The sequence below is a fragment of the Pseudomonas sp. NPDC089530 genome (assembly GCF_050280705.1).
Lineage (GTDB): Bacteria > Pseudomonadota > Gammaproteobacteria > Pseudomonadales > Pseudomonadaceae > Aquipseudomonas.
This window is the reverse complement of the sequence record NZ_JBNNVU010000027.1, coordinates 54,180-65,614: the sequence shown is the minus strand read 5'-3', so window position 1 is coordinate 65,614 and position 11,435 is coordinate 54,180. Positions and strand designations below refer to the sequence as shown.

At 67.4% G+C, this 11,435-nt stretch carries 8 protein-coding genes; all 8 read left to right on the top strand.

Translation table 11 applies throughout. From position 1 onward, the window contains the following. Positions 1–908, top strand: a 908-nt coding sequence (locus tag ACQKQA_RS13180) for an ABC transporter substrate-binding protein (RefSeq protein WP_427557784.1), incomplete at its 5' end; no start/stop codon positions are given. 37 nt (positions 909–945) lie between these two features. Beyond that, positions 946–2,133 carry an acyl-CoA dehydrogenase family protein gene (locus tag ACQKQA_RS13175; RefSeq protein WP_427557782.1) on the top strand — a complete coding sequence of 396 codons (1,188 nt, stop codon included), beginning with the start codon at positions 946–948 and terminating at the stop codon, positions 2,131–2,133. After that, entirely contained in the window at positions 2,130–3,089 is a 960-nt protein-coding gene (locus ACQKQA_RS13170; RefSeq protein WP_427557779.1) for a D-isomer specific 2-hydroxyacid dehydrogenase family protein, read from the top strand. Before ACQKQA_RS13175 ends, ACQKQA_RS13170 begins: the two co-directional genes overlap by 4 nt. 421 nt (positions 3,090–3,510) lie before the next feature. Continuing rightward, positions 3,511–5,694, top strand: a complete 2,184-nt coding sequence (locus ACQKQA_RS13165; protein WP_427557776.1) for a TonB-dependent receptor — start codon at positions 3,511–3,513, stop codon at positions 5,692–5,694. Between the two features lie 32 nt (positions 5,695–5,726). Then, complete coding sequence (locus ACQKQA_RS13160) at positions 5,727–7,301, top strand: flavin monoamine oxidase family protein (protein ID WP_427557775.1); 1,575 nt, start codon at positions 5,727–5,729, stop codon at positions 7,299–7,301. A gap of 33 nt (positions 7,302–7,334) precedes the next feature. Next, positions 7,335–7,838: a RidA family protein gene (locus ACQKQA_RS13155; RefSeq protein WP_427557772.1), complete on the top strand. Its 504-nt coding sequence runs from the start codon at positions 7,335–7,337 to the stop codon at positions 7,836–7,838. 34 nt (positions 7,839–7,872) lie between these two features. Next, the gene (locus ACQKQA_RS13150; protein WP_427557769.1) at positions 7,873–10,365 is read left to right on the top strand and encodes a TonB-dependent receptor plug domain-containing protein; all 2,493 of its coding nucleotides are present in this window, start codon (positions 7,873–7,875) and stop codon (positions 10,363–10,365) included. 215 nt (positions 10,366–10,580) lie between these two features. Then, entirely contained in the window at positions 10,581–11,330 is a 750-nt protein-coding gene (locus ACQKQA_RS13145) for a DJ-1/PfpI family protein (protein ID WP_427557766.1), read from the top strand. The last annotated feature ends 105 nt before the right edge of the window (positions 11,331–11,435 follow it).

Sequence of the window (11,435 nt, the reverse complement as noted above, 5' to 3'; positions counted from 1 at the left end):
CGCGCGCCTTCGCCCAGGGCGACAACCTGGCCGACCTGACCCTGGGGGTCGCCACCTACCGCGGCCAGGACTCCTACTTCGTCGACGACGCCGGCACCGCGAACACGCCCTACAAGGTCGAATACGCGGAATTCGCCGGCGGCAACCTGATCGTCGAGGCGCTGGCCTCGGGCAGCCTGGACGTCGGCTCCATGAGCGAGATCCCGCCGATCTTCTCGATCCAGAGCCACCGCCAGCCACGCCTGATCGCGGTGCTGCAGGGCGACGTGAACAATCAGGTGTTCCTGATCCCCAAGGACTCGCCAGTCGAGTCGGTCGGCCAGTTGCGCGGCAAGCGGGTCGGCTACGTGCGCTCCACCACCTCGCACTACTTCCTGATCAAGGCCCTGAAGGAACAGGGCCTGACCCTGAACGACATCACCGCCGTGGCGCTGACCCCGCAGGACGGTTTCAGCGCCTTCCAGAGCGGCCAGCTGGATGCCTGGGTGATCTATGGCGTGTTTATCCAGCTGGCGAAATTCCGCAGCGGCGCCCGAGTGCTGAAGACCGCCCTGGGCTACCTGTCCGGCAACTACCTGATCGCCGCCCGCCCGGCGGCTCTCGACGAGCCGCTGCGCCGGCAGGCGATCCAGGACTACCTCCAGCGCCAGGCGCGCACCCTGGACTGGATCAACGACAACCCCGAGCCCTGGGCGGCCAAGTCGGCGCAGCTGCTGGGTGTGGACAAGGCGGTGTTCCTCGACATGTACCACAGCCGCAGCCAGCCCTCGAAGATCGTCGCCGTGAACGACCAGGCCATCGCCTCCCAGCAGGAGGTCGCCGACCTGTTCTTCGACGCCGGCGTGCTCAGCGAACGGCTCGACGTCAGCCCCTTGTGGGACAGAAGTTTCCAGCTGCTGCCGTCATGAGCCGCTGCCCAGCCCCTATCGATCGAGAGCCCCCACCATGAGCCTGACTTCGCAACACCCACCCTTGCTGCAATCGGTCGAAGCGGCCACGTTCGACGCCCTGCTCGAACGCCTGAGCCAGCAACTGGCGGCCACCGCCCGGCACTATGACGAGAGCGGCGCCTTTCCCCAGGACAATTTCAACCTGCTGCACCAGCACGGCCTGCTGGCCCTGACGGTGCCCAAGGCCCTGGGCGGTGGCGGCGCCAGCCTGGCCCAGGCGCGCCAGGTGATCGCCGCGGTTGCCAAGGGCGAACCGTCCACGGCGCTGATCCTGGTGATGCAGTACCTGCAACACGCGCGCCTGCAGGACAACCGGAACTGGCCCGAGGCCCTGCGCCTGCGGGTGGCCCGGGACGCGGTGCGCGACGGCGCGCTGATCAACGCCCTCCGGGTCGAACCGGACCTCGGCACCCCGGCCCGGGGCGGCCTGCCGGCGACCGTGGCCCGGCGCACCGCCGCCGGCTGGCGCATCAGCGGGCGCAAGATCTACTCCACCGGCAGCCACGGCCTGAGCTGGTTCAGCGTCTGGGCCCGCAGCACCGACGAGGACCCGCTCGTCGGCGCCTGGCTGGTGCCCAAGGACAGCCCCGGCATCCGCATCGTCGAGGACTGGGACCACCTGGGCATGCGCGCCACCTGCAGCCACGAAGTGCAGTTCGACAACGTGCTGGTGCCCCTGGACCACGCCGTCAGCGTCAGCCCCTGGAGCGCGCCGCAACCGGAACTGGACGGCGAGGGCTTGCTGTGGATGGCGGTGCTGCTGGCGGCGGTCTACGACGGCGTCGCCCAGGCCGCCCGAGACTGGCTGGTGGGTTGGCTGGAACAGCGCAAGCCGTCCAACCTTGGCGCGGCCCTCTCGACCCTGCCGCGCTTCCAGGAAACCGTCGGCCAGATCGACACCCTGCTGTTCGCCAACCGCAGCCTGCTGGATGCCGCCGCCGACGGCCGCACCCACGCCAGCCACGCCGCGCAGCTGAAGTACCTGGTGACCGACAACGCGATTCGCGCGGTCGAGCTGGCCATCGAGGCGTCCGGCAACCCCGGCCTGTCGCGCCACAACCCGTTGCAGCGGCATTACCGCGACGTGCTCTGCAGCCGCGTGCATACCCCGCAGAACGACGCCGTGCTGCAAGGCGTCGGCAAAGCCGCATTCGCCCAACGCCAGCCCAAGGACAAGCCATGAGCCCGCTCGTTATCGCCAGCCAGCTGGACGCCGACTACAACGACGTGATCCGCCAGCGCCTCGCCCATACCCATCCCGGAGCCCGGGTGCTGGAAGTCCCGGCCGGCGTGCCCAGCGACCTGCCGGCCGACGCCAACGTGCTCCTGGCGCGGCCGATCAACGTGCGCGGCTATGTGGCGCCGGACACCCCGCCCCCGGGCTGGCCCTATGGCCTGCAATGGGTGCAGGTGACCTCGTCCGGCATCGACTTCTACCCGCGCTGGCTGTTCGACGGCCCGCCGGTGAGCACCTCCCGGGGCAGCGCCGCGGAGAACATCGCCGAGTTCGCCCTGGCGGCGATCTTCGCCGCGGCCAAGTCCCTCCCCGAGATCTGGGTGCATGACGCGCAATGGCAGTTCACCGCGTTGCGGCCGGTCAAGGGCAGCACCCTGGGGATCCTCGGCTTCGGCGCGATCGGCCGCAGCCTGGCGCGCAAGGCCCGGGCCCTGGGCCTGAACGTGCTCGCCCTGCGCCAGAGCCAGGCGCCGTTCGAGGTGGAGGGGGTCGAGGCGGCGCGGGACCTCCATGAGCTGTTCGGCCGCAGCGACCATCTGGTGCTGGCGGCGCCCCTGACCGAGGCCACCCGGCATATCGTCGACCGTAGCGTGCTGGCCAGCGCCAAGCCCGGCCTGCACCTGATCAATATCGCCCGGGGCGGCCTGCTGGATCACAGCGCGCTACTGGAAGCCCTGGACAGCGGGCAGATCGGCCTGGCGTCGCTGGATGTCACCGAGCCCGAACCGCTGCCGGACGGCCACCCGCTGTACCGCCACCCCAGGGTGCGCCTGTCGCCCCATACCTCGGCGGTCTCCACCACCCTGCACCATGAACTGGCCGACAGCTTCCTGGGCAACCTGGAACGCTTTCTCGCCGGCCAGCCCCTGGAGAATCCGGCGGATCTTCAGCGCGGCTATTAAGTAGCGCCAGCCGTACTACCGCCAATCGCGGGCAAGCTCCGCTCCTACAGGTCTCACGCAACCTGTAGGAGCGAGGCTTGCCCGCGATTGCGTTTTTGAATCCACCAGCAAAACATCAGAAATACGCATTTATCACAGATATTAAATTACATATTTTTATAATTAACATATAACCAATCGGACTTTTACACGGCGTATTTATACAAATACTGTTACATCCAGCCCCGACCACCCGACCAGGTGGAGGCCCACGGAACTGCATTTTTTCCGGCCGACACCACCCCACGGTCACTTGCCCCACCCGAACCTGAAAACCGGCCCCGAGCCCCAGCCACCATGGCTTCGCCCCCATGGCCCGGTCGCGCTCGGCCCGAAAAAACATAACGACGCCAACGCCGCTGCTACACATTGGGGGTTCACCATGCACCACTTCACCGCACACCGCCTGACCCTGGCCGTCGCCCTCGGCGCCGGGGTTTCGCTGAGCCTGGCCGGCTTGCCGGTCTATGCCCAAGAGCATGCCGAAGAGAGCGCCGAAGAGCGCGCCCAGGAGCGCGCCGCCAGCGGCGCCCTGCCCACGGTCACCGTCACCGCCGAACACCATGCCGAGGACCTGCAGAAAGCGCCCCTGGCGATTTCCGCCTTCGACGAAAAGGCCCTGGAAGACAAGCAGATCAAGAGCATCCGCGACCTCGCGGGCCAGGTGCCGAACCTCAGCCTCAGCCGCCAGTCGATCTCCTACAGCGCCCAGACCTATGGCATCCGCGGCATCGGCGAAACCGACCCGATCCAGGAAGCGGCCGTGGCGGTCTACGCCGACGACCTGTACATCCCCCGGGCCATTTCCTCGATGCTCGACTTCAACGACGTCGAGCGCGTCGAGGTCCTGCGCGGGCCCCAGGGCACGCTCTACGGGCGCAACAGCAGCGCCGGGGCGATCCGCGTGATCACCCGCGACCCGACCCAGGAAACCCGGGGTTTCTTCGAACTCGGCGCCGGCGACTACGACGCACGCAACGGCCGCCTGCTGATCAGCGGCCCGCTGGTGGACCACGCCCTGTTCGGCAGCTTCTCGGCGATCCGCCTGAGCCGCGACGGCACCGTGTCCAACCCGACCCGCGGCCAGGACGTGAACAACATCGACCTCCAGTCCTACCGCGGCAAGCTGCGCTACAAGCCGGACGACTCGCCCTGGGATGTGCAGCTGACCCTGGCCGGCACCTTCGACCGTGGCGACACCACCAGCTACACGCCCTTCGATGCCAACGGCCGCTTCGACAAGTTCAAGAGCTACAGCAGCCTCGACCCGAAGAACCGCCTCGACCAGGGCAGCGCGGTGCTGCGGGCGATCTACGCCATCGACGAGCACCTGAGCCTCAAGTCGGTGACCGCCTACTCGGCCTTCGACCAGCCCGTGGACTACGACAACTCCGGCCAGGCGGCGCTGATCCAGAACAACCTGATTACCTACAAACAGGACTACGCCACCCAGGAACTGCAGCTCAACGGCGACTACGACCGGTTCAGCTTCAGCACCGGCCTGTACCTGTACCGCGAAACCTTCGACGCCGACCGCGACAACCTCACCTACTCGGTGGCGCGCAACCGGGTGATCGGCCAGGGCCAGTACAGCACCACCAACACCGAGAGCTACGCGCTCTATGGCCAGGGCAGCTACCGGCTCACGCCGCAACTGGCGCTGATCGCCGGGCTGCGCTTTACCCGCGAGCACAAGAACTTCGCCTACACCAACTACGCGATCACCACGGACCGGCAGGTTACCGGCACCAACTTCAGCGCCGACTCCAGCAAGTCCTGGCAGTCCACCAGCCCCAAACTCGGCTTCGAATACGCCTGGACCCCGCACCTGAACCAGTACGCCTACGTGGCCAAGGGCTTCAAGGCCGGTGGCTACGACAACCGCGCGCCGACCCGGGCCGCCGCCGAGCAGGCGTTCTCCCCGGAAAACGTGACCACCTGGGAAACCGGGTTCAAGGGCGACTTCCTCGACCGCCGCCTGCGGGCCAACCTCGCGCTGTTCTACAACGACTACAAGGACCTGCAGACCAACGCCTACGACCCGGTGCTGGGGGTCAGCCTGCGCACCAACGTCGGCCAGGCGCACACCTACGGCGTCGAGCTGGAAACCCTCAGCGCCCTGACCCCCGACCTGCAACTGACCTTCAACCTCGGCTACCTGCACAGCCAGTACGACGACTTCGAAAACGCCAGCGGCGCCGGGGTCGACGCCAACGGCAAGCAGCTGGTGTTCTCGCCGCGCTGGAACACCAGCGTCGGCCTCAACTACACGATTCCCGCCGGCCTGCCCGGCACCTGGCTGGTCGGCACCGATGCGCAGTTCCAGACCAAGTCCTACGCCAACGCCCTGAACGACGACATCCAGCAAGTCCCGCAGCAGACCTTCTGGAACGCCAACACCCGCTACCTCTCCGGCGACGGCCACTGGACCACCACCCTGGCGGTGAAAAACCTGCTGGACCGCGCCTACCCGCAATCGGTCGGCTACGTGCCCGCCAGCGGCGCCCGCTACTACGCGGTCAACGACCCGCGAACGATTTTGCTGTCCGTGCGCTACGACCTCTGACCCCCACCCCAAGCATGCCAAGGAGCAACATCATGGCTTTCACCCGCAGGCAACTGATTTCCCGTATCGCCGCCGTTGGCGGTTATTCCGCCGCCGTCGGCGCCCTCGACGCCCTGGGGCTGACGCCCAAGGCTGTGGCCGCGAGCTTCGACCCGCTGCAACTGGGCAGCAGCGGCACAGGCAAGCATGTGGTGGTGGTCGGCGCCGGCATTTCCGGGCTGGTCAGCGCCTACGAGCTGCGCAAGGCCGGCTTCACCGTGACCATTCTCGAAGCCCGGGAGCGGGTCGGCGGGCGCAACTGGACCCTGCGCCGGGGCAGCAAGGTGGACTTCGACAATGGCATCAGCCAGACCGTGGACTTCGACGACGGGCAGTTCTTCAATGCCGGCCCGGCGCGCATTCCCAGCCATCACCAGACGCTGCTCGGCTACTGCCGCGAGCTGGGGGTCGAGCTGCAAGTGCTGGTCAACAGCAGCCGCAACGCCCTGGCCCTGCCGGACGCCCGGCAGCCGGCCTTCCAGCTGCGCCAGGCGGTCAACGACACCCGCGGCCAGCTCTCCGAACTGTTGGCGCGCACCGTCAAGCGCCAGGCCCTGGACCAGGACCTGAGCGCCGACGACCGCCAGGCCCTGCTGAATTTCCTCAAGGTCTACGGCGACCTCAACGCCGACCTGAAATACAAGGGCTCGGTGCGCTCGGGCTACACCCGCATCCCTGGCGCGGGGGACCAGACCGGCATCACCCGCGACCCGCTGTCGCTGCAGACCCTGCTCAACCCCAAGCTCTGGGGCGCGCTGGTGTTCGACGAGATCCCCGAGTTCTCCACCACCATGTTCCAGCCGGTGGGCGGCATGGACCGCATTCCCCTGGCGTTCTACGAGCAGCTCAAGGACGCGGTGCGCTTCCACGCCGAGGTCAGCGATATCCAGACGTCGGAGCAAGGCAGCCGCATCACCTACAAGGACCGCCAGAGCGGCAAGACCCAGACCCTGAGCGCCGACTACGCCATCGTCACCGTGCCCCTGCCGCTGCTGGCCCGGCTGCCGAACAACTTCAGCGCGCCGTTCAAGCAGGCGATCCTCAGCGCCCAGAGCGACCAGGCGAACAAGGTGGCCTGGCAGTCGCCGCGCTTCTGGGAAACCGACTTCAACATCTATGGCGGACTGTCGTACCTGGACCATGAGGTCAAGGGCCTGTGGTACCCCAGCGACCGCCTGAACAGCGCCCAGGGCATCCTGGTCGCCGCCTACAACATCGCCGAGACCGCCCAGGCCTTCTGCGAGAAACCCCTGGCCGAGCAGTTCGCCTCCTCGCGCCAGGCGGTCGAACTGCTGCACCCCGGGCACAGCGCCAAGCTGCACAAACCGGTGGCGATCAACTGGTCCAAGGTGCCCTTCAGCAAAGGCCCGTGGATCGTCAACGACGAGGTGGAAGAGCACGCCTACCAGATCCTCAACCAGCCCCAGGGCCGCACCTACCTGGCCAGCGACGCCCTGGCCCACGGCGGCGTCGGCATCTGGCAGAACAGCGCCGCCGATTCGGCGCGGCGCATCGTCAGCCTGATCGGCCGCCATGCCGAACGCCAGCAAGCCGGCGTCGCCGCCTGAGTACTCCCATTTACCCCAAAGAAGGACCGACCGATGAAAACCACCACGCTGCTCACAGGACTGCTCATGACCGCCACCCTGCTCGCCGGCGCCGCCCAGGCCGATGAAATCAAACGCATCGCCCTGCCCAACTCCGACTTTCCGATCTCCCTGGCGGTGGCGGTGCCGGCGCAGACCGACCTGCTGTTCGTCAGCGGCCTGCTCGCCGACCTGCACGACCCGCAGGCACCGAAGGACTCCTTTGCCGCCTACGGCGACACCGCGACCCAGACCACCTCGATCCTCAACAAGCTCAAGGGCGTGCTGCACAGCCAGGGCCTGGACCTGGGCGACGTGATCCAGCTGCGAGTGTTCCTGGTGGGCGACCCGGCCAAGGGCGGCAAGCTGGACTTCGCCGGCCTGCAGCAGGGCTACACGCCGTTCTTCGGCAGCGCCGAACAGCCGAACAAGCCGGCGCGCACCGCGATCCAGGTGGTGGCCCTGCCGCTGCCCGGCGGCCTGGTGGAAATCGAAGCCGTCGCCGCCCGCCGGAAATAACCCGGACCTTTGCCGACATTCAGGAGTCCCTCTCATGCTCAAGCGCTCAACCGCCCGACGTACTGCACCGGCCTGCGGCCCGTTGCTGCTGCCGCTGTCGATTGCCTGCAGCCTGGCCTCGCTCAACCTGGAGGCGGCCGACAGCGCCTCGCCCACCCTCGACACCGTGGTGGTCACGGGTAACCGTGGCACCGCCGAACGCACCGTGACCACCAGCCCGACGCCGATCGACGTGGTCACCGGCGAGCAATTGCGCGCCGTGGGCAAGCCCAGCCTGCTGGAGGCCCTGAGCAAGTTCATTCCTTCGTTCAACCTGCCCGACCGCGCCGGCTGGGACGCCAGCGGCGTGGTGCGCTCGCCCACCTTGCGCGGCCTGACCGCCGCCCATGTGCTGGTGCTGGTCAACGGCAAGCGCCGGCACACCAGCGCCACCTTGAACATCAACGGCATCAACAGCGGCGCCGCGCCCAGCGACCTCGACCTGATCCCGGTGGCGGCCATCGACCATATCGAGGTGCTGCGCGACGGCGCGGCGGCGCAGTACGGCTCGGACGCGATTTCCGGGGTGATCAACATCATCCTCAAGCAAAGCACCGGCGGCAGCTCCGACACCACCCTCGGCCAGGGCTACGACGGCAAGCGCGGCACCGCCCAGGAGGCGCTCAACTACGGCTTCCAGGTCGGCGAAGCGGGGGTGCTCAACGTCTCCCTCGACACCCGTTACCAGGAGCGCGACAACAAGGCCGGCAGCAACGGCTACAGCAGCCACTACTACCCCCAGGCCGACGGTTCGCCCGACCCGCGGGAGGCCGGCGCCAGCCACCACACCTACAAGGGCTACGGCCTGCCCCGCAGCCAATTGGCGGATGTCGCCTACAACCTCGACCTGCCGCTGAACGATGACCTCACGCTGTATTCGTTCTCGACCCTGGCCACCCGGGAAAACAACGACGGCCAGAACTTCCGCCTGCCCAACGGGCGCAACACCATCACCACCGGCCCCAACGGCTACCCCGACGGCTACAGCCCCTACTGGCTGATCAACGAAACCGACTTCCAGTCGGCATTCGGCGCCAAGGGCACCGACCTCGCCGGCTGGGCCTGGGACCTGAGCAGCACCTACGGGCGCAACTACGCCAAGCAACGCACCTACGACAACCAGAACCCGTCGCTGGGGGAAAACACCCCGAACAAGTTCACCTCGGGCATCTATATCGCCGACCAGCTGACCAGCAACCTGGACCTCAAGCGCAGCTACGAGATCGGCCTGGCCAAGCCCCTGGACGTGGCCTTCGGCTTCGAGCACCGGCGGGAAAGCTACGAGACCCGCGCCGGCTCCGCAGCCTCCTACAGCGACGGCGGCTACGTGTTTCCCGCCGGGCATCCGCGTGCCGGGCAACGCCCCGACCCCGGGGCCCAGGTGACCAACGGCATCAGCCCCGAGGACGAGCAGAAAATCAGCCGCAACAGCGTCGCCAGCTACATCGACCTGGGCTTCTACCCGGTGCAGCAGTGGTACCTGGGCGTGGCCGCGCGCTACGAGCATTACAACGAAGGCGTGGGCGCCACCCGCAGCGGCAAACTCAGCACCCGCTACGAGTTCAACCCGGTGTTCGCCCTGCGCGGCACGATCAGCAACGGCTTTCGCGCGCCGTCCCTGGCCAACCAGATCTTCACCGCGCGCTCCACCGGGTTCGACACCATCAACGGCGTCTACCAGTCCTACAACTACGTGATCCTGCCGGTGGACTCGGCCGGCGCCCAGGCCCTGGGGGCGCAACCCCTGAAACCGGAGCGCTCGACCAACTTCAGCCTCGGCTTCGCCCTGACCCCCAGCGACGACCTGAGCCTGACCGTGGACGGCTACGTGATCAACCTGCGCGACCGCCTGGTGCTCAGCGAACGCTTCCAGGGCCCCGGCGTCGCCGCCCTGCTCGACGGCATCGGCGTGCCCGCCACCGCTGGCGCGCAGTACTTCACCAACGGCGCGAGCACCCGCACCTCCGGGGTCGACGTGGTGGGCAATTACCGGCAGGAGCTGGAGCGCTACGGCGCGGTGAAATGGACCGCGGCGCTGAACTACAACCACACGCAGATCCTCAGCGTCAGCGATACGCCGGCGCAACTGAGCGCCCTGGGCAGCGGCTTCCAGCTGCTGGGGCGGCAGTCCCGGGCGCTGCTCACCAAGACCACCCCCAGCAGCAAGATGATCTTCGCCGCCGACTGGGCGATCCGCGACTTCGACGTCAACCTGCGGTTGACCCGCTACGGCACCTACACCGAGGTCAACAGCTCCAGCGACCCGAGCCTGGACCGCGAGTACTCGGCCAAATGGATCACCGACCTGGACGTGGCCTACGCCGTCGACAAACAGCTGACGGTGGCCGTGGGCGCGCAGAACCTGTTCGACCAGTACCCCGACCACATCGGCGTCAGCAACGCCTCGTTCGGCGACAACTGGGGCAGCTATTCGCCCTTCGGCTTCACCGGCGGCTACTACTACACTCGCCTGCAATACGCGTTCTGAGGTTGCCCGGGCACAGCGCTGCGGCTATCCGCCGAAATCGCCTTGCGCGGGCGCGGGCGCCGGCTATGCTGCCAAAATGCTGCTATCGGGAGATCGGTTCCGGGCAGCCAGAGCTCCGGTTTTGCCGTCCGGCATCGCGTCGCTGATCGACAGCCAGCTGCATCGCCCGACAACGCCAAGGCGTTCGCCGCGCGGGGTTTCCCAGGGAGGGAACCATGCCCGCACCAGGATGGTATCTGATTGGAATTCCAGTCTATGACGGCGTCGACCTGCTCGATGTCTCCGTGCCTTACGAGCTGTTCAACTGGATGGCACAGATCGAATCGAGGCAAAACCCCGATGCCCCGCCCCGGGAAGTGCGGCTGATCTCCCTCGACGGACCGACCGTCACCACCCGGGACGGCCTGCCTCTGGGCAGCCACTTGCCGATATTCGATGAACACCCCGAACAGGTCGATCTGTTGTGGATTCCCGGCGGCGACCCGCACGACCTGCAGCGCCTGATGCGCAACCCGCAGCGCATGGCCTGGCTGGCGCGCCAGGGCGAAGCGGCGCAGCTGGCCGCCTCGGTCTGCGAGGGCGCGCTGCTGGCCGCCGCGGCCGGCCTGCTCGACGGTTACCAGGCCACCACCCACTGGGCTTTCATCGCCTGCCTGAAACTCTTTCCCCAGATCGAAGTGGCCAGCGGTTATCCGCGCTACGTCGTCGACCGACAGCGCGTCACCGGTGGTGGTATCTCCTCGGGGTTGGATGAGGCCCTGAAGATCATCTCGTTGATTTCCAGCGAACGGGTCGCCCGGCAGGTGCAACTGAACATCCAGTACCACCCCTGCCCGCCCTTCGACAGCGGTGATCCCTCTGTCGCCCGGCCGCCCGTCTACACCGCGGGCGACGGCAGCACCTGCGCGTCTTCCGGCATGGCCGAGACCATTGCCCACGTACTCAAGGGCAGAGGCTTGCTGTAAGGGCCTGCGAACCACTGCAGGACCGACAGTGCCTTTGGACATCTGCCCGTCAAGGGACACACGGCCACCAGGCGCCGTGCTCAATCCGCACCAGGGTGCAAGGAG

Bases quoted from the DNA above. Each gene is read 5' to 3' on its own strand.
- ACQKQA_RS13150 (WP_427557769.1), top strand. From the start codon at position 7,873: ATGCTCAAGCGCTCAACCGCCCGACGTACTGCACCGGCCTGCGGCCCG.
- ACQKQA_RS13160 (WP_427557775.1), top strand. From the start codon at position 5,727: ATGGCTTTCACCCGCAGGCAACTGATTTCCCGTATCGCCGCCGTTGGC.
- ACQKQA_RS13145 (WP_427557766.1), top strand. From the start codon at position 10,581: ATGCCCGCACCAGGATGGTATCTGATTGGAATTCCAGTCTATGACGGC.
- ACQKQA_RS13155 (WP_427557772.1), top strand. From the start codon at position 7,335: ATGAAAACCACCACGCTGCTCACAGGACTGCTCATGACCGCCACCCTG.
- ACQKQA_RS13170 (WP_427557779.1), top strand. From the start codon at position 2,130: ATGAGCCCGCTCGTTATCGCCAGCCAGCTGGACGCCGACTACAACGAC.
- ACQKQA_RS13175 (WP_427557782.1), top strand. From the start codon at position 946: ATGAGCCTGACTTCGCAACACCCACCCTTGCTGCAATCGGTCGAAGCG.
- ACQKQA_RS13165 (WP_427557776.1), top strand. From the start codon at position 3,511: ATGCACCACTTCACCGCACACCGCCTGACCCTGGCCGTCGCCCTCGGC.